Annotated in this window: 14 protein-coding genes; all 14 read left to right on the top strand. The window is 55.7% G+C overall.

Features of this window, described 5'->3' with window-relative positions:
* Positions 1-158 precede the first annotated feature (158 nt).
* Positions 159-1,115, top strand: a complete 957-nt coding sequence (gene metF, locus AB1500_07815) for a methylenetetrahydrofolate reductase [NAD(P)H] (protein ID MEW6183067.1) — start codon at positions 159-161, stop codon at positions 1,113-1,115.
* Between the two features lie 469 nt (positions 1,116-1,584).
* Positions 1,585-3,123, top strand: coding sequence for a ribonuclease Y (gene rny, locus AB1500_07810; protein ID MEW6183066.1), 1,539 nt, complete (start codon positions 1,585-1,587; stop codon positions 3,121-3,123).
* A 12-nt stretch (positions 3,124-3,135) separates the two neighbouring features.
* Positions 3,136-3,915 (top strand): TIGR00282 family metallophosphoesterase, encoded by a 780-nt coding sequence (locus AB1500_07805; protein ID MEW6183065.1) that lies wholly within the window; start codon positions 3,136-3,138, stop codon positions 3,913-3,915.
* A gap of 301 nt (positions 3,916-4,216) precedes the next feature.
* Positions 4,217-4,951 carry a DNA repair protein RecO gene (gene recO / locus AB1500_07800; protein ID MEW6183064.1) on the top strand — a complete coding sequence of 245 codons (735 nt, stop codon included), beginning with the start codon at positions 4,217-4,219 and terminating at the stop codon, positions 4,949-4,951.
* Between the two features lie 262 nt (positions 4,952-5,213).
* Positions 5,214-6,086 carry a glycine--tRNA ligase subunit alpha gene (gene glyQ, locus AB1500_07795; protein ID MEW6183063.1) on the top strand — a complete coding sequence of 291 codons (873 nt, stop codon included), beginning with the start codon at positions 5,214-5,216 and terminating at the stop codon, positions 6,084-6,086.
* A gap of 6 nt (positions 6,087-6,092) precedes the next feature.
* Complete coding sequence (gene glyS, locus AB1500_07790) at positions 6,093-8,234, top strand: glycine--tRNA ligase subunit beta (protein ID MEW6183062.1); 2,142 nt, start codon at positions 6,093-6,095, stop codon at positions 8,232-8,234.
* 815 nt (positions 8,235-9,049) lie between these two features.
* Positions 9,050-9,685 carry a helix-turn-helix transcriptional regulator gene (locus tag AB1500_07785; GenBank protein ID MEW6183061.1) on the top strand — a complete coding sequence of 212 codons (636 nt, stop codon included), beginning with the start codon at positions 9,050-9,052 and terminating at the stop codon, positions 9,683-9,685.
* Positions 9,686-9,691: 6 nt separating this feature from the next.
* Positions 9,692-10,522, top strand: a complete 831-nt coding sequence (locus tag AB1500_07780) for a pyruvate, water dikinase regulatory protein (protein MEW6183060.1) — start codon at positions 9,692-9,694, stop codon at positions 10,520-10,522.
* 23 nt (positions 10,523-10,545) lie between these two features.
* On the top strand, positions 10,546-12,891 hold the full coding sequence (ppsA, locus tag AB1500_07775) for a phosphoenolpyruvate synthase (protein ID MEW6183059.1): 2,346 nt from the start codon (positions 10,546-10,548) through the stop codon (positions 12,889-12,891).
* Between the two features lie 208 nt (positions 12,892-13,099).
* Complete coding sequence (thpR, locus tag AB1500_07770) at positions 13,100-13,660, top strand: RNA 2',3'-cyclic phosphodiesterase (GenBank protein MEW6183058.1); 561 nt, start codon at positions 13,100-13,102, stop codon at positions 13,658-13,660.
* Positions 13,661-13,839: 179 nt separating this feature from the next.
* Entirely contained in the window at positions 13,840-14,439 is a 600-nt protein-coding gene (locus AB1500_07765; protein MEW6183057.1) for a flavodoxin family protein, read from the top strand.
* Positions 14,440-14,595: 156 nt separating this feature from the next.
* Positions 14,596-15,603: a deoxyguanosinetriphosphate triphosphohydrolase gene (locus AB1500_07760; protein ID MEW6183056.1), complete on the top strand. Its 1,008-nt coding sequence runs from the start codon at positions 14,596-14,598 to the stop codon at positions 15,601-15,603.
* 94 nt (positions 15,604-15,697) lie between these two features.
* On the top strand, positions 15,698-17,491 hold the full coding sequence (gene dnaG, locus AB1500_07755; protein MEW6183055.1) for a DNA primase: 1,794 nt from the start codon (positions 15,698-15,700) through the stop codon (positions 17,489-17,491).
* A gap of 3 nt (positions 17,492-17,494) precedes the next feature.
* Entirely contained in the window at positions 17,495-18,580 is a 1,086-nt protein-coding gene (gene rpoD, locus AB1500_07750) for an RNA polymerase sigma factor RpoD (GenBank protein MEW6183054.1), read from the top strand.
* Positions 18,581-18,603 lie beyond the last annotated feature (23 nt).

Genomic DNA, 18,603 nt, shown 5'->3' with positions numbered 1-18,603 from the left:
TAATAGTCAGTAGCCGGTAGTCGGTGTCGTTAACCGGTCGGTGGTCCTAAGTCCGGAGACAGTAACATCGCGGGTTTACGGAGTTGCGATTTGCAAATTACGGAACTTGAAGTCATATTCTCTATTCTGGATTCTGAGTTTATGCAGGAGGGGAAGCCGTGCATATAAGGGATTTTTACAAAAATAAAAAACCGGTTGTTTCTCTAGAAGTCTTTCCTCCCAAGACCGAGGACAGAACGGAAATAATCTCCCGACTGGTTTCAAAGTTTAAGGAACTGTCCCCGGCCTTTATCAGCGTCACCTACGGGGCCGGCGGCACCACCAGGGAAACGACCATAGAAATCGCGTCCCTCGTAAGCAGACTTGGTTTTGAGGTAATGGCGCATTTAACCTGTGTCGGACACACCACCGGCGAGATCGACGATATCCTGTCCCGGCTCAACGCCGGCGGGGTCGGAAATATCCTTGCCCTGCGCGGTGATCCGCCCAAAGGGGTTCAGAATTACGACCATACCAAGGATGATTTTCGATTCGCGGCAGACCTGATAAGACACATCCGAAAGAAAGGGATATTCGGCATCGGCGCCGCGGCCTATCCCGAGGGACACATCGCGTCGCCGCGCATCAGTACGGATTGGGCATATCTTAAGGAGAAGACCGATGCCGGCGCCGAACTGCTGATCACGCAGTTGTTCTTTGACAACCGCGTTTTCTATCATTTTCTTGAAAGCGTTCGCAAGATCGGCGTCACCTGTCCCATTTCCGCCGGCATTCTTCCGGTCCTGAACGCCGGTGCCCTGGAGCGTATGATCAGTTTGTGCGGGGCTTCCATCCCCGCCGAGGTTTTGGCGATGCTTGAAAGGTATGAGAGCGATCCGGAGGGTTTGGAAAAGGCCGGCATCGAGTATGCCACCGCCCAGGTGCAGGACCTTGTGGAAAACGGCGTGGACGGGGTGCACCTGTATACGCTAAACAGGTCGGACTGGGTGACCCAGGTTTTAAGGAATGTGGACCTTGACCGGTGGGAACCGCCGGAAGCATGGCAGTTCTGGCAGCCGGGCGCGGGTGAAGGCCTGCCGCACGGCGTAAACGAAGATTATCACCGGGGCGGGTAGCAATTTAAGGTCCTCAGTCGAAAGTCCCCGGTTCTCAGTCCAGGAACGGGAAGAAAATGAAGGCGAAAGTCCCCAGCCCCTTTTCCCGGACTCAGGACGCAGGACATAGGACTTCGGACTTGATAGTATGTCTCTGTGGTGAACTATTTTGGCGTCTTGGCGGTTGGTTTGCAGGGTGGATTTTATCCACCTTTTTTATTGTAAGAATAACCCAGGGGTTACCTGCTTGACACTACCCGGCTTAAAACTATACAATACAATCAACTTGGGAGAAAATAGAATGTGTACCGCCACCAGGCGTTTTTTATAAAGAAGTGTAGGCGTAGCTTGAGTACGTTAGGAAAATCGACAGCCGCTTCTTAGACAATTAAATGTGACAGTGGTGTTCCACTTTCTTTTTCTGCCGAGTTTGTCTCGGTTTTTTATTTTTTAAAACAAAAAATTAATTCAGAAATGGGGGTGGAGGTTTTTGACCGACGGGGTTTGGTTTTATTACGCGGCCGTAGGCGTCGTGGCTTTAGTGGTCGGTTATTTCGCCCGGCGGTTCATGGCCGAATCTAAGATCTTATCGGCTGAGGAGCGGTCCCGTCAGATTTTGGACAAGGCCGTTAAGGACGCCGAGGGCGCCAAGCGGGAAGCGCTTTTAGAGGCGAAAGAAGAGATACTGAAGCTGAAAAACGAGGCCGAACGCGACAACCGGGAACGGCGCCAGGAACTTCAACGGATTGAAAAACGTTTAAGCCAGAGGGCTGAAGCGATAGAGTCGAAACTTGAAGCGTTCCAAAAACGGGAAGAGGGACTCGGTAAGAAAGAGTCGGAGATCAGCAATATAAAAGCCGAACTGGAAAAGGTACATGCTGCGCGTTTGACTGAGCTGCAGCGTGTTTCAGGACTTTCCGCCGAAGAGGCGCGCCAGATCTTGCTGACGGAAGTGGAAAAAGACATGCAGCAAGAGGCGGCGATGATTATAAGAGAGATTGAAGCCAAGGCCAAAGAGGAAGGGGAACGCCGCGCGAAAGAGATTGTCGCGCTGGGCATCCAGCGTTGCGCTGTCGACCAGGTAAGCGAAACCACGGTGTCTGTTATTCCTTTACCCAACGATGAAATGAAGGGCCGGATTATCGGCCGGGAGGGCCGTAACATCAGGGCTTTTGAGAACCTTACGGGGGTGGACCTTATCATTGACGATACCCCGGAAGCCGTAATACTGTCGGGCTTTGATCCCGTCCGAAGGGAGATCGCCCGCTTGGCGCTGGAGCGGTTGGTATCCGACGGCCGCATTCATCCGGCGCGGATCGAAGAGATGGTTGAAAAGGCTCAGAAAGATGTTGACCGCCATATCTGGGAAACCGGTGAACAGGCCGCATTTGAGGCCGGAGTACCCGGTCTGCATGAGGAACTTATCAGGCTGCTCGGCAGGTTGAAATTCCGGACAAGTTACGGTCAAAACGTTTTGAAGCACTCGCTGGAAGTGATGTACCTTGCGGGCTATATGGCTGCGGAGCTTAAGGCCAACGTCGCCCTGGCCAGGCGTTCCGGTCTCCTGCACGATATCGGCAAAGCGGTGGACAGGGAAATGGAGGGCCCGCACGTTGCCATAGGTGTGGAACTGGCCCGTAAGTACGGCGAAGACCCGGAGGTCCTGCACGCCATCGCCGCGCACCACGGCGAGGAAGAGCCACAGACGGTTGAAGCGGTACTGGTGCAGGCGGCGGACGCCATTTCCGCCGCGCGCCCGGGTGCTCGCAGGGAAACACTGGAGGCTTACCTAAAACGGCTTACGAAGCTCGAGGAGATAGCCAACTCGTTCCAGGGAGTGGACAAAGCTTTTGCCGTTCAGGCCGGACGTGAGATAAGGGTAATGGTAAAACCCGAACGGGTTGACGACCTGACGGTGGTTCGTCTGGCCCGTGACGTCGCCGGTAAGATAGAGAACGAACTGGAGTATCCCGGTCAGGTAAAGGTCATTATAATCCGCGAGACCAGAGCGGTGGAATACGCCAAGTAGCGGGGCTGAGCGATGCGTATCCTGATGGTAGGCGACATCGTCGGGCGGTGTGGCCGACGGGCGGTAAAAGAAAACCTGCCGGACCTTAGAAGGTCGTTTCCGGCGAGCCTTGTGGTGGCCAACGGCGAAAATGCCGCCGGGGGTGTCGGTATCACCCGCGAAACTGCCGAAGAGCTTTTCGGCTACGGGATCGATGTTCTTACAGGCGGAAACCACATATGGGACAAAAAGGACAGTTACCGGTTTATTGCTGAAGAACCCCGGCTGATTCGCCCGGCCAATTATCCTCCGGATGTGCCCGGCATTGGTTACGGGGTTTTCCCCTGTGAAGGCTACAATGTGGGTATAGTGAATCTGTCCGGAAGGGTATTTATGCCGCCGGTAGACTGTCCATTCCGCAAAGCGGAGGAGATACTGGCCGAACTATCGCCCCGGACGGACGTGATTATTGTGGACTTTCACGCTGAGACCACATCGGAAAAAGTAGCGTTCGGGTGGTTTATGGACGGCAGGGTAACCGCCGTCTTAGGCACGCATACCCACGTCCAGACCGCTGACGAACGTATTCTGCCGGAAGGTACGGCATATATAACCGACGTCGGCATGACCGGGCCGCGTGATTCGGTGATCGGTGTGAAAACCGACATTATCATTGACCGGTTCCTGACGCAGCTTCCAAAAAGGTTTGAGGTCGCCGGCGGGCCTTACCAGTTCAACGCCTGCGTGGTTACTGTCGATCCCGCCACGGGCAAGGCCTTAGGTATCGAGAGGATACAGAATTACGAGATTTGAAATTTTTTTTACGAGTCACGAGTCGCGGGTTACGAGTCATAAATTAAGTCCTCAGTCGAAAGTCCTCAGTCCGGGAACGGGAGGAAAGCGAAGTCGAAAGTCCCCAGTCCCTTTTTCCAGACTTAGGATACAGGTTCGGACTTTAGAAAGCGTCCTCAGTCCGAAGATGGCGGGGAGTAACACTATTTACGGGTTCCAGGTTTCGCCCTTATGGCTCCTGAGTTCCGGATTTCTACTACTGACTACTGACTACTGACTACTAAATACTAAATACTGACCCGTAAACTCATCAGGTGTAATAATGAAATTTTTAAGAGCCGAGGCGGTGGTACTCAAAGCAAACGAGTACAAAGAGGCGGACCGCATTTTAACCCTGTACTCCCTCGAGTACGGGAAGATCCGCGCTATCAGCTACGGGAGTGCGCGGCCTACAAGTAGAAAGCGCGGGGCGGTCCAGCCGTTCTCTCGCTCGCGTTTTTTTCTGACGCGTGAGAAAGAATTAAGCCGTGTCGATCAAGCGGAGGAGCTGGAGCACTTTCAGCATATAGAGAAAGACGTGCGTTGGTTCGGCCTTGCCCACTACTATGCGGAGTTGGTGGACGGCTTTACCGTTGATGAGGTTCCCAACCGCCCGCTCTACCTCCTTCTTGTTGAATCGCTCCGGAAGTTGAACGGGGATTCCGAACTGCTTACCCGTGCCTTTGAGATCCGCGTGTTGGCGCTGACGGGTTTCGGTCCGGAACTGGACTGCTGTGTTTCCTGCCGCAAACCCCTTGATCATGTCAGATCACTTGCCTTCAGCCCTGAAGCCGGTGGGGTTCTGTGCCCGGTCTGCCGGAAGGGGTTTACGGCTATGAGTATGCTGCCCGGGACCCTCAGGACATTACGACGGCTGCCCGAGGACACCCTGGGACGCGTTTTTACGTTAAAACCGGATCCTGCTGTTCGAACGGAACTAAAACGGATCTTGCCGGCAACCATAGCTTATCATTTTGGGTACCGGCCCCGGTCGTTGGGATTCCTTGACGATTTATAGATGAAGTTCGCCATGCGGTCAGGGGTCGCTCCAACAAAAGAATGAAAACGGGAAGACCCGTAAGCTTGGAACTTAGAAGCAGTATTGTAACTTACACGGAGCGCAACAAGAAGTAATGCAGGGAAGACCGGGGAGGCGAACCGGAACGTACTGGGTGCGTACGTGAGGATTCGGCTCACCGGGCTGACGCAGCAATGCGTTGCTTATCGTTGTGCCCTCCGAAAGAAGAACTATTTTCTTAGGAGCGGAAAGGGGATAGGGCTTGAACTTCCAGGAATTGATACTCACACTCAACCGCTTCTGGGCGGATAAGGGCTGTGTAATACAACAGCCATACGACACCGAGAAGGGGGCGGGAACAATGAACCCGGCCACCTTCTTCCGGGTGCTGGGACCGGAGCCCTGGAAAGTCGCTTACGTCGAGCCCTCGCGGCGGCCGACCGACGGCCGGTACGGGGAAAACCCGAACCGCCTCCAGCATTACTACCAGTTCCAGGTAATCCTGAAACCTTCACCCGATGACGTGATCGAGGTTTATCTTGACAGTCTGCGTGCTTTATCCATTGATCCGCTTACTCACGATATCCGTCTGGTCGAAGACAACTGGGAATCCCCTACTTTGGGTGCATGGGGATTGGGCTGGGAGATCTGGCTGGACGGAATGGAAATAACCCAGTTTACTTATTTCCAGCAGTGTGGCGGCTATGACCTACGGCCGGTTTCAGCCGAAATAACCTACGGGCTGGAAAGGATCGCAATGGCCCTTCAGGGCGCAAGGAGCGTATTCGATATTAGTTGGGTGAACGATGTTACTTACGGAGACGTGCACCACCAGGGCGAGGTGGAACACTCGCGTTATAACTTTGAGGTGGCGGACACCTCTTTCCTGTTTAATGTGTTTGACGCGTTTGAAACAGAAGCGTCGCAGGCGTTGAAGGAGGGATTGGTCCTGCCCGCGTACGATTACGTGCTCAAGTGCTCACACACCTTCAACCTGCTGGACGCGCGCGGCGCCATAAGCGTCACTGAAAGGACCGGTTTTATCACCCGGATCAGGGCGCTTGCCCGTTCCTGTGCGCGGGCCTATGTAGCGCAGCGGGAAGCCCTGGGTTACCCGTTATTGAAGAAGGGGTAGTGAACCATGAGAGATTTTTTACTGGAGATAGGGACGGAAGAAATCCCGGCGCGTTTTTTGCCCGGCGCGCTGGAGGAGTTAAGCAAAAAGGCGGCGTCTTTACTTTCAGAAGCACGGCTGGGTTTCGGTGCGGTTGAGACATACGGCACCCCGCGGCGCCTGGTGCTTTTCGTAAGGAGGGTTCCCGAAAGGCAAGAGCCCCTGTTGCAGGAGGTTAAGGGCCCCGCGCGCCAGGCTGCTTATGACGCTTTCGGGAAGCCGACCAAGGCCGCTGCCGGTTTTGCCCGGAGCAGGGGGGTTGACGTCACGGAACTGGTGGTCCGGAAAGCGGGCAAAACGGAATACGTCTTTGCGGTCAAGCAAGAACCGGGAAAACCGGCGAAAGAGGTGCTGGCGGAGCTCTGTCCCCGCCTGATCACCAGTCTGGGTTTTCCGAAACCGATGCGCTGGGGCGACACGGAAATGCGGTTTATCCGGCCCATCCGCTGGTTGACGTCCCTGTACGGCGATGAGCCGGTGATATTTTCCATCGACGAACTGGTCTCCGGCCGGGAATCACGCGGGCACCGCTTCCTCGCGGCGGGAACGGTCACAATCGAAAAAACCGGAGAATACGTTTCCCGGATGGCGGAAAGTTACGTCCTGGTCGACCCCGCCGAGCGGCGGCGTATCGTCCGGGAGCAAATAACGGCGCTGGCCGCTCAGGAGAAATGTCTGATGCCGTCCGATGACGAACTGCTGGACGAAGTGGTCAACCTGGTGGAATTCCCCACGGCCTTTTGCGGGGGTTTTCCCGAAGAGTACCTTGAAATTCCGGAAGCCGTTCTTGTTACCGCGATGCGGGAGCACCAGCGGTATTTTCCGGTACACGGGACAGACGGGCGCCTGCTGCCGCGGTTCATCGCGGTGCACAATAGCTCGCCCGGGCATACCGCTGCAATATGTGCCGGGAACGAGGCCGTGCTCCGGGCCCGGCTCGCGGATGCGGCTTTCTTTTACCGTGAAGACCTCGCCACACCTCTGGCCAAACGGATCCAGGGACTGAAAAAGGTGGTCTACCGTGAAGAGCTCGGAACGCTTTACGACAAGACACTGCGGCTTGGAATGCTTGTCAAGTATCTCGGTACGGCCCTCGAAACCGGGCCGGAGGATATGATCGCGGCGGCACGGGCGGCACACCTTTCCAAGGGCGACCTTCTTACGAACATGGTGTACGAGTTTCCCGAGCTGCAAGGGACCATGGGAAAAGAATATGCCCTGCGGGACGGGGAGTCGGAGACTGTGGCGACGGCGTTGTACGAGCAGTACCTCCCGCGGTTTGCCGGTGACCTGTTGCCGCGGACGGTTCCCGGACGCGTATTAAGCATCGCGGATAAGGTTGACAACCTTGTAGGGTGCTTCGGTCTGGGGCTGATCCCGACCGGTTCCCAGGACCCCTACGCCTTACGGCGCCAAGCGCTCGGGCTCTGCCATATCGTTTTGGACGGCGCGCTGCACGTCTCCTTGAGCGACTTGATTCTGCAGGCTTGCCGCGAATACGGCGGCCACAGGCTCAAGCGGGATACGGGGGAGATACTGGACGAGCTTATGGAGTTTTTCAGGCAGCGTCTTCGCGGCCTCTTCAGCGAACAGGACATTGTTCCCGAGGTTACCGAGGCGGTCCTGGCCGCCGGATTTGACGACGTGGAAACCGCTTGGCGGCGCGCGAAGGCCGTGACGGATTTCCGGAGCGGGCCGCTGTTCGGCGATCTCCACACGGCCTATACACGCGCGGCAAATCTTGCACGCACGGCGCCGGAAAGGGAGCCCGACACCGCTCTTTTTACCGATCCTGCGGAGGGGCGGCTTTACCAGGCGGTGCTCAGGTTGCGGGAAGAGACTGCGGCCGATATGAAGGACCATTCTTATGGTCGCGTTCTGGAGAAGCTCAGCGCGCTGCGGGAACCCGTGGACGTCTTTTTCGACGCGGTGCTGGTAATGGATGAGGACCCCGGGCTGCGTGAAAACAGACTTGCTCTTCTGCGGGCGGTCTGCGGCTTGGTGCGCCGGGTGGCCGACCTCTCGAAGATACCGTTGGCCATGTGTGTTAAGGACGAAGGCGGGACCGCCGATACCGCCGACGTCGATAAGCGCCGATCAGGAATTTAAGGCTGATTAACCACAGAGATACAAAGCTAAGTCCTCAGTTGAAAGTCCCCAGTTCTCAGGTCGGGAACGGGAGGAAACGAAGCGAAAGTCAGCAGTCCCTGTTTCCGGACTTAGGACGCAGGACATAGGAGTTCGGACTTGATGATCTGTCTCTGTGGTAGCCCGGCACTCAACTTGCTGGTTTTAAAAACGCGGCGTTCGAAGCCGCATTGTGAATAAGATGCAAATTAGTTTTAACGTACTGTTGAGTGCTGGGGATTCCGGCTTGTCCGGGGTAGAACCAATCATGGGAATTGGTAAAGCGCCTTGAAAACACCGGCGCTTTTTTCACTTCCTACCTCTCACCTCTCACTTCCCGCTTCTCACCTCCCATATTCCTCTTCCCCATCTCCGGTATAGGTTTTGCGCGCACTGCTTAAGATTCTTGTTTTTCTTCACGATAGACTTTTAGAAAAACTTTTTATTCCGAAGCAGGAAAAATCCGTGTAACATAGTATGAACAATTTAGCACCTTTTTACGGCTAAAGGATTAAATAGTATGGCATAGTTCGGGCCAAATAGCGTATTATTAAAACTGCCAGACCCCGAGGATGCTACAAAAACTAACAACTCTTATGGCGTGCGTCTGAAATCCGGGGCGAAAAAAGGCGGGCGGGGTTATGCCTCGATGAGTCTTATTACTTTCGGTGTGTCGCGCAAGCCGATACTGAGTCAAGGGCCGGTGAAACGGTTATGGGAACGGTTTTAAAATGCCCGGCTTTCGGCTTTCGACGGGTGAAAATCTGATCGGGAGGCGGTTTCCAGGGGGTGAGTATTTGGAAATTACCCGCAGACAGGAAGCAATCTTAGGAATAGTAAAAGCCGAAGGGCCGATAACAAGTGAACAGATCGCGGAGCGCCTGAAACTGACGCGGGCCACCCTCCGCCCCGACCTAGCCATTCTTATAATGGCCGGACTTCTTGAAGCGCGGCCGCGTGTGGGGTACTATTTCAGCGGAAAGTCACCGAACGACGTAATCGCCGCGAAGATACAGCGGATCAAGGTGGGAGAATTCCAGTCCAGACCGGTAGTGATCGCCGAGCATGCCTCCGTGCACGACGCAATAATAACGATGTTTTTGGAAGACGTCGGCACGCTCTTCGTGGTTCGTGAGGGCGGATTTCTTGAGGGCGTGGTTTCGCGCAAGGACCTCTTGAAAATGGCCTTCGGCGGTCAGGATGTGCGTGAACTGCCCGTGCATGTTGCTATGACACGCATGCCCAATGTCGTAACAACCTCGCCGGAGGAGTCGGCATGGGAAGCGGCCCGCAAGATCGTGGAGCACGAGGTGGACGCTTTACCGGTGGTTGAACCTGCAGAGGGCGGGACGAAAGGCGAGGTTATTGTCACAGGAAGGTTCAGCAAAACAAACGTTACTGGGCTTTTTGTTGAGATTGGCGAAAGGCGGTAGAGAGTTTTGGCGGATTCGGAAACGCAGCGCCCGGTGATTTTTATTATTTCGGATTCGATCGGGGAAACGGCGGAACTTGTCGGTCGCGCAGCAGCCAGCCAGTTCGATTCAGGCAAGGTCGAAATACGCAGGATTCCCTATCTAAGCCATCCGGAAGAGATTCCGGACATCGTGGCGCAGGCTGCGGAAGAATCCGGAATCATTATTTTTACTCTGGTCATGCCGCAATTGAGGGAGATGCTTCTGTCGGAGGCCCGGCGTCACGGATTGCCCGCCGTGGACATCCTCGGCCCGGTGCTTTCAGCGTTGCGGCAGGCCACCGGCGAGAACCCGCGTTACGAACCCGGCCTCATGCGCAAGGTCGATGAAGAATACTTCCGGCGCGTGGAGGCGATCGAGTTCGCGGTAAAGTACGATGACGGCAAGGACCTCCGGGGGATTACGGAAGCGGATATAGTGGTTCTCGGTGTTTCGCGCACCGGTAAAACGCCGCTCTGCATGTACCTCGCGCACAGGAGGATCAAGGTGGCGAACATCCCTCTTGTGCCGGAGGTACCGCTGCCGCCAGAAGTCTTTTCCCTTTCACCCCACCGCGTCGTCGGGCTGACCATCCAACCGGAGTATCTGGGTTGGATCCGGCAGGAAAGGCTGAAAAGCCTCGGTTTGCCTTATGATGCGGATTATGCGAGTGCGGAACGGGTGAAAAGAGAACTGGCTTACGCCGAGGAGGTGATGCGTCGAGCCGGTTGCACGGTTATCGACGTCACCAGCAAGGCGGTAGAAGAAACGGCGAGCCGGGTGCTTGAGATTTACTACAAAGGTATTCGCCACCGCTAAAAAAAAAATTGGGGGAGTGAAAAATGGCGAAGTATATTAAATGGTTCAGTGAGCTGACCAAGGGAGATGTGGCGCTGGTGGGCGGCAAAGGCGCAAACCTTGGAGAAATGACCGGCGCCGGTATCCTGGTGCCGCCCGGATTCTGTGTGTCCGCTCTGGCCTACAAGCATTTTGTGGAGACAACCGGTCTGGCGGGTAAGATTAAGGCGATTATCGACGGCACCGACGTCGAAAACCTGGAGCAACTGATCGCCAACACCAGCAGCGTACGCGAACTTATTCATAACATACCCGTACCGCCGGAAATAGCGGGTGAGATAGTCGAGGCATACCGAAAGCTTTGCGAAGGCGGCGCGCCGACCCGGGTGGCGGTGCGCAGTTCGGCGACGGCCGAGGACCTTCCGGAAGCGTCCTTTGCCGGACAACAGGACACCTATCTTAACGTCCTGGGCGAAGAAGACGTGCTCAAACACGTACGCAGGTGCTGGGCCTCCCTATGGACGGCGCGCGCGACGGCTTACCGGCAGGCCCAAGGATTCGACCACGATACGGTTTACCTCAGTGCGGTAGTGCAAAAGATGATTCAGTCTGAACGCTCCGGTGTGGCTTTTACGGCGAACCCGATTTCGGGCAGCAAACAGGAGATTCTGATCAACGCGAGCTGGGGGTTGGGCGAGGCGATTGTGTCGGGGAAGGTCACGCCCGACGAATACGTCGTGGACAAGGGTTCCCGAAGCATCGTCAATAAAATCCTAACTTCGAAGAACATGTTGATTGTAGCGGACCCGAATTCCACGAGCGGGACCATAGAGACGGATGTGGCGCGCTTTTTGGGACCGGAGTACGTCGACCGTCAATGTCTGACGGACGACGAGGTCTTAACCCTGACGGAACAGTTGATAAGGGTGGAAAGCCACTACAGTTTCCCGCAGGATATAGAATGGGGCTACGAAAACGGTACCTTTTACATACTTCAGTCGCGGCCGATCACAACCCTGGGCAAGGAAGCAGCGCCGGAGGCCAAGGCCAGGACAACCGGCGCCGAGGTGCTTATCCGGGGCATGAGCGCGGCGCCGGGCACGGCCACCGGGAAGGTCGTTCTGGTAAAGAAGTTCGACGATATCACCCGGGTTAAAGAAGGAACGGTCCTGGTTACGGTAATGACAAACCCGGACATGGTACCTGCGATGAAGAGAGCGGCGGCGATAGTCACCGACGAAGGAGGCCGCACCTGCCACGCGGCGATCGTGTCACGGGAACTCGGTGTCCCCTGCATCGTGGGCGCTAAAAACGCAACCGCGGTCCTGGCGGAGGATATGGAGGTCACGGTCGACGCATCAAGAGGCGTCGTCTATAACGGCCGGATCACACTGGGCGATACCCCGCAGCAGGCTTCCGGCGGCGCCGCCGGGCCGGTGCTGCAGGGGGCGCTCTGGCGGGAGGTCGCACCCATAACCGCCACCAAGATCTACATGAACCTTGGTGAACCCGAGGCCATAACCCGTTATAAAGACCTGCCTTTCGACGGTATCGGGCTAATGCGCACCGAGTTCATTTTTACCGACCATGTTGGCGCTCACCCCATGTACCTTGTACGTACCGGCCAGCAGGCGATGTTCGTGGAGCGCCTTTCGGAAGGCATTGCGGCGGTTGCCCAGGCCATCTTCCCCCGTCCGGTGGTGGTGCGTTTCAGCGACTTCCGGACGAACGAGTTCCGGGGACTGAAGGGCGGCGAAGAGGTGGAGCCGGTAGAGAATAACCCCATGATCGGCTGGCGCGGTGTTTCCCGGTATATATCGCCCGAATACGAGGCGGGTTTCCGTCTCGAGTGTCAGGCGATGCGGAAGGTGCGTGAAGAATACCAGTTAACGAACGTTTATGCCATGCTTCCCTTCGTGCGCACCACCTGGGAGGTTCACAAGGCGCTTGGTATCATGGCCGAAGAAGGTCTTTCCTCCAACCTGAACTTTAAGGTATGGATAATGGCGGAGGTCCCGTCGGTGATTTTCATGGCGGACCAATTCAGCCCGATTATCGACGGCTTCAGCATCGGTTCAAACGACCTGACGCAGCTTATCCTGGGTGCCGACCGGGATTCCGGTGTGCTGGACAGCATGGGTTATTTCGACGAGCGCAACCCCGCGGTCACCAGGGCTATCACCCAGTTGATCGAAGTGGCCCACCGGTTCGGAAAAACCGTTTCCATCTGCGGGCAGGGTCCTTCGGTTTACCCCGAGTTTACCGAGTTGCTTGTCCGCGCCGGGATTGACAGCATCAGCGTGAACCCGGACACCGTTTCCAATACACGCCGCCTTGTGGCCAGTGTCGAACAGAAGGTCATCCTGGAATTGCTGCGACAGCGCAAATAATCCGGCGGAACGTTTATCGCTTTTTAGCTAAAAATCGGAGCAGGAGAATGGCCTCAATGAGCCGAAAGGTTGTCAAAGACATCCTTTCGGTTCTTGTTTTAAAATGACGCGGTGCAATAATGAATGCCGAATGCGGAATGATGGAAAGAGACCGGGGATTGAGCAAAACTGAGACTTAGCACTGAAAACTGGGGACTGAGGACTTTTCATGGACAAGTTACGGCTGTTCTGGGCGGTTACCCTTCCAGCGTCCGTAAAAGAAGCCGTTGCCGCGGTTCAGACGTCTTTCCGGAAGTTGACCCTTGATGTGAAATGGGTGGAGACGGGGAATCTGCACATTACGGTCCGCTTCCTGGGGGATACCGACCGGAACCTTGTCGCAACGTTGGTTGATGATGTAGCCCGAAAGATAACGGGATTCCGGGGCTTTGCTCTTTCACTGGGCGGCGCCGGCGTTTTCCCGTCCATCAGGAAGCCGCGGGTTCTCTGGGTCGGTCTCCAAAGCTTCGGCCCGCTGGTTGAGCTGCACCGGTTGGTGGAGGAAACGGTGGTGCCTTTGGGGTTTTCTCCCGACGATAAACCGTTTTCGCCCCACGTGACCATCGGGCGTTTCCGTTCCACGAACAACACAACCGCCCTGGGACCGAAGATAGAAGAAGCCGGTCAACAAAAACTCGGCGAGATAAAGGTGGACGGGATTGATCTCATGTCCAGCCGGTTGCGTCCATCGGGGGCGGTTTATACCACTGTGCGACGCGTCTCTTTCTAAGGCCGATGCACTTATTGCCGGATTTTTAATGTCAAAGCATTCTAATTTTGACCCGGAAGGAAGTTTTATTATAACTTTTATCTGATTATAGGGTTTGTAGACACCCTCGGAAGCGATTCCGGTTAATTGGGCCGGAGTGACGCGTATAATTACAGAGGAAGATTCGGGGGTGATGTAAGATGTTGATAATCGGGATAAACGGTAGTCCAAGGCCAAACGGCGGCACAGCGCAGTTGTTGGGATACGCGCTCGAGGAAGCCGCGATCGCCGGTGCGCAGACGGTATTTTTTCATGCCATCGAGGGACTGCGGAGCGCGAAGGTTCCTTATTGCATCCACTGTTCAAACCCTTGCGAGGGTATTTGTTACCGAGGTACCAGACTGGATGAAATGTATGCGGTAATGAGCCGCGCCGACGGATTGATTATCGGCAGTCCGGTTTATTTCGGCACGGTGGCGGCGCCGATGAAAGCCTTTTGGGATAAAACCCGCAAATTACGTAAAGAGAAAAGCCTCGTAAACGTTGTCGGCGGAGGAGTGGTTTGCGGCGCTTCGCGTTTCGGAGGGCAGGAGGCCACGCTTCAGGCGCTTACGGCGATGATGCTTTGTCAGGGGATGACGGTGATCGGCGACGGTCATCAGGGGGAAGATCCCGGGCATCTCGGGGCTTGTATGCAGTACGGGGTCGATGCTTACGGTGACGGGCCGGCGCGGGCGAGGGTCCTGGGCCGGAGGGTGGTGGATGTTTCCCGCGCCACGCAGGTACTCAGGGTGCGTTGAAAGAGACTGCGTTGCGCGGTTGAGTCTTTCTGGAATGTAGAATTTAGTCTTATAGTCGGAAAACGGGAGGGCTTGCTGTATCTTTATTTTGGCGGGAACAATCCGACGGTGCCGGTTGTTGATCCGGCTCGTGGATAAAAAGATGAGGGTAAGCCAATGGTTTTAAGGTTGCGCGAGTTTACGGAAGAGCTGGAAGATAAATTGCTGTCGCCTTATGCCTGCCGCAGCCGGAACACCAGGGGGCGCGGTGTCGCTGAAGACGAATGCAGTATCCGCACGGCTTTCCAGCGTGACCGGGACCGTATCATTCATGCCAAAAGCTTTAGAAGGTTAAAACATAAAACGCAGGTTTTTATTATCCCGGAGGGTGACCACTACCGTACGCGTCTGACACACACACTTGAGGTCGCCCAGATTGCGAGGACGATCGCCAGGGCGCTGAGGCTCAATGAGGATCTGGCCGAGGCGATCGCTTTGGGGCATGATCTGGGGCACACCCCGTTCGGGCATACCGGGGAGGAAGCGCTGGCGGCGGTCTACCCGGGTTTCAAGCATAATGAGCAGAGCCTCAGGGTGGTTGAATGCCTGGAAAACGACGGCAGGGGGTTAAACCTTACCTTCGAAGTGCGGGATGGTATCGCAACGCATACCGGTTCTGCGAAACCCGCGACATTAGAGGGTCAGGTGGTGAGGACCGCCGACCGTATCGCTTATATCAATCACGATATTGATGACGCCATCCGGAGCGGCATACTAACCCAGGAGGGTCTTCCTGAGGACTGCATGGATGTCCTTGGGCGGCGCCACAGCCAGCGGATAAACACCATGGTGACGGACATGATCGAAACAAGCTGGAACAGGCCCGAAATAAACATGGCGCCGGAGATCAGCAGCGCCATGGAGAAGCTGCGGTCGTTTCTTTTTGAAAAGGTTTATCTGGGGTCGGCGGCCAAGCGTGAGGAGGCCAAGGCCAGACATGTGGTCCAGTATCTTTTTAAATATTTTACTGATCAGCCGGAGGCTCTTCCTTCGGAATACCGGTCCAGGGTGGTTGACTTCGGCCCCGAGAGAGTGGCCTGCGATTACATCGCCGGAATGACCGACCGTTATGCCGTCGCCCAGTTTGAGCGGCTGTTTATTCCTCGGGGTTTTCCCGTATATTAAAAATTATAACCATTGGGGAGGAAAATTCGACCGAATGGCGAAATAAGTAAGACAGGGTATGCCGCTACGAGTACTGAGTGCAGGGCCCTCGAAGGTGGTAGATTTGGGCGGCCATATTCCCGGGGAATTCATTGAGGCGGTTTTAAATCAAACGGACATCGTGAACCTGATCGGCGATCACGTCCGTCTTACAAGGAAAGGCCAGCGTTACACCGGTCTTTGTCCTTTTCATCAGGAGCGGACTCCTTCGTTCACAGTATCGCCGGAGAAACAGTTTTTTTACTGTTTTGGCTGCGGCGCCGGCGGAGACGCCCTGAAGTTTCTTATGATGCGGGAGAACCTCACCTTTCCGGAGGCATTGGAAAGGCTGGCCGAGAGGGCGGGGATTAAGCTTCCGGAAACCGGCCTGGACCCGGCAGCCGAACGGCGGCAGCGGGAAAGGGAAGAGGCATGGCGGGTCAACAAGCTTGCGGCCGGGTATTATGAGCAGCAGCTTGTAGAAAAGACCGGTGAACAGGCGAGACGGTACCTTGAAAAACGAGGAATTACAAAAGAGGTAGCGGCGAAGTTCGGTCTGGGGTACGCTCCTTCTTCACATGACGCGCTGTTGCGTTACCTGCGTGACCGGAAGGTGAGCGGGGAAGAAGCCCTGCGTTACGGGTTGGCGCTGCGGCACAGAACCGGGGAGCTTCTTGACCGGTTCCGGGGGCGGCTTATCTTCCCGATCAGCGACGGCCGTGGCAGGGTGGTCGGTTTCGGCGGGAGGGTTCTTGAAGATGCGGTCTTGCCGAAATACCTCAACTCCGCGGAAACGCCTTTTTTTAACAAAAGGGAATTGCTTTACGCGCTTTATCAGGCGCGGGACGCCATCCGCCAGTCCGGTTCCGCGGTAATCGTTGAGGGCTACCTTGACGCCATCACCGCGCACCAGTTTGGGTTCTGCAACGTGGTGGCCAGCCTGGGAACCAGTCTTACGCGGGAACAGGCGCGTCTTCTGCTGCGGTATACGGGATCGGTGGTAATTGCGTATGATAATGATGCGGCGGGTACCGCGGCAACGCTCCGGGGGCTTGATATCCTCCAGGAAAGCGGGTTCCGGGTACGGGTGGTGATCATCCCCCAGGGTAAGGACCCGGATGACTTCCTGCGAGCGGGTGGCCGTGACGCGTGGGAGAATGCCGTAGGGCAGGCGATGCCCCTTATTGATTTCAAAGGAATGCACCTGGCGGGCAAGGGTTTGAATACCGCCGCGGCGAAAATGGCGGTGCTCAAGGAGATGCTTCCTAACATCGGTCTCCTGCCTACAACCGTGGAACGCGAAGAGGGAATCAGAACGGCCGCCCAGTTGACGGGTTTGAATTGGGATGTGGTGCGGAGCGAACTGGACCGTTTTTTAGAAAAAGGGCAAAAAAGCTGGCTAAATAAAAGCAAAAGTGCTAAAAATAAGCATAATGCAGAGAATATTGCCGATGCCCGTCAGAGAGCCGAGGCCGGCATTATAAGGGTCCTTATAGAAAGGCCGGATCTTTTGCCCCGTCTGGAAGCGGTCGGGGGGGGAAGGTTTTTTTCCGGGGAGCAGCACCGGCGGGTCTATGTACGGATACAGGAGATCACCGATCGGGAAGATTTACGACTGCCGCTGTTGTTCAGCCGGTTGGGGGAAGAAGATAAGGAAATGGTGGCCGGTATCCTATCGGAGGGGCTCGTTGGCGAGCCGGAAGCTCTTCTGGACGATTATATGATTTTGATACGCAAGAAGCAGCGGCGTGAGAGACGGCAGGAGTTGTTGCTGGAGTTGAAAGCGGCTGAGAAAACCGAAGACAGCGAGCGAACGCGGCAACTGTTAAAGGATCTCCAAACGCTGACGAAGAACGGAAAGGAGGGGTGAGGGATGGAAGAGACGCGGGAAGGCGAAATCGAAAGCTTGATTGAAAAGGGCAAGAAACGTGGTGTGCTTACATACGGCGAAATCATGGATAGCCTTCAGGAATCGGAGTTGACTCCCGATCAGATCGACGACATTTACGAACGGTTGACGACGATGGGAATTGACATAGTGCCCGAGGTTCACGACCTTGAACCTCCCGAGGCGACAACCGGGACGCATACAGAAGAAGCGGAAGCCGACCTTTCGGTTCCGGAAGGTGTGGAGATAGATGATCCCGTCCGGATGTATTTAAAGGAAATCGGGCGTATTCCCCTACTGACACCCGAGGAAGAAGTAGAACTTGCAAAACAGATGGAAGAGGGGGATATGGCCGCCAAACGCCGCCTGGTGGAAGCAAACCTGCGGCTGGTGGTGAGTATCGCCAAGCGGTACGTCGGTCGCGGGATGCTTTTCCTCGACCTTATCCAGGAAGGCAACCTTGGTCTCATCAAAGCGGTGGAGAAGTTTGACTACCGCAAGGGGTATAAATTCAGCACTTATGCTACATGGTGGATCCGGCAGGCGATTACGCGGGCGATTGCGGACCAGGCAAGGACCATCCGTATCCCCGTACACATGGTTGAAACGATAAACAAACTCATCCGGGTGTCCCGGCAACTCCTTCAGGAACTCGGCCGTGAGCCTATGCCGGAGGAGATCGCTAAAGAGATGGATATCTCCGAGGACAAAGTCCGGGAGATTATGAAGATAGCCCAGGAGCCGGTGAGCCTCGAAACGCCCATCGGTGAAGAAGAGGATTCCCATTTGGGTGATTTTATCGAGGACCAGGATGCCCAGGCGCCGGCCGAGGAGGCTTCTTTCACCCTTTTGCGTGAGCAGTTGAACGAGGTGCTTCAAACGCTTACCGAAAGGGAGCAGCGGGTTCTGCGCCTGCGCTTCGGATTGGATGACGGGCGCGCGCGGACCCTTGAGGAAGTCGGACAGAAATTCGGAGTGACCAGGGAGCGCATCCGGCAGATAGAAGCCAAGACCTTGCGCAAACTGCGACATCCAAGCCGATCAAAGAAACTAAAAGATTATCTCGAATAAACTAGTCCGGCGTCAGGTTGACG

Source organism: Bacillota bacterium, assembly GCA_040755295.1.
In the GTDB taxonomy this organism is placed as follows: domain Bacteria; phylum Bacillota; class Desulfotomaculia; order Desulfotomaculales; family Ammonificaceae; genus SURF-55.
The sequence above is the reverse complement of the archived record's forward strand: the minus strand, read 5'-3'. Positions and strand labels throughout refer to the sequence as shown.